Consider the following 942-nt stretch of genomic DNA (forward strand, 5'->3'; position numbering starts at 1 on the left):
ACGTGCCGCAGGCTGAGCAATAGCCTTGGGTCGGTGCGGGCCCGCCACCGGCCGATCGGCCGACGGCCGTCCGGCAGTCGGTCCGGCCGCAGTACCGTTCGTCCTCGGGCACCAGGGGGTCGACGACGATGCGGCTGGTGAGATCCGGCAGCTCGACCTGTGGCAAGGGAACGTGGTCGCCGCCGGTGCCGTGCCCCGCGGTCTGCTGTGCTCGCGTGACCATGGTGTTCGTGGTCCGCGTCGGGCGTGCGGCGGGCTCGGGTGCCGGGAGCTCTTCCGGCATTTCCGGATTTTCCGGCGGCAGGCCGCACTTGAGGCAATAGTTCGTCCGGCCGATGGTCCCGCCGCACGTTCCCCTGACGCAGTCGGTCATCCCGGTTCCGTCCCCTCGATCCGCTTCCGCACGGCACGCGCATAGTGCTCGACCGCGTACGTGGCCGCCGAAACGTCGCAGGGCCCTTCGAACAGCAGCTTCCACGCGTGCGCGTACGCGTTGTCGAGCTCGGGGTCCTCGACGATGCCGTGGTGGACGGCCATCTCGCCGTACGCCTCCAGTCGCGCCCGAAGCTCGGCGCGGCGAGCCATCCGCTGGTCGAGGACGCCGCGTCGGCCGCGGCCGCGATCCAGCGCACGGGCCACCGCGTGCTCGCAGCTGGACAGATGGCGTTTCACCCATTCGGGGTCACCGTCCGACTGGGCAGACCGCAGCTGCGCGAGCGCACTACGCAGGCGACGGGCTCGGGGTGGCAGTTCGGCGATGTCGGCGAAGCGCTGGGTGACGTGGAGATGGCGCTGCTCGATCTCCACGAGCTCCGCGAGGTTCGACGCGAGCACGCCGATCCTGCCGTCGAGGTCGTCCTCGCCGGGCAGCCGTGCGCCGGCCCCCGACCGGATGACGCTCACCCCTGGCGAGGTCTCCCGGCGAAACGCCAGGACCAGGCG

General features: G+C 71.4%; 1 protein-coding gene and 1 pseudogene. Both read right to left on the bottom strand.

Annotated features, from left to right (window positions below):
* The coding region (locus tag QMK34_RS46310) for a serine/threonine protein kinase (protein ID WP_326421346.1) at nucleotides 1–283 on the bottom strand (283 nt) is incomplete at its 3' end.
* An 86-nt stretch (nucleotides 284–369) separates the two neighbouring features.
* Nucleotides 370–942 (bottom strand): annotated as a pseudogene (locus tag QMK34_RS46315) (S1 family peptidase); the annotation flags it as partial.

This window comes from Amycolatopsis sp. H20-H5, from assembly GCF_035828755.1.
Lineage (GTDB): Bacteria > Actinomycetota > Actinomycetes > Mycobacteriales > Pseudonocardiaceae > Amycolatopsis.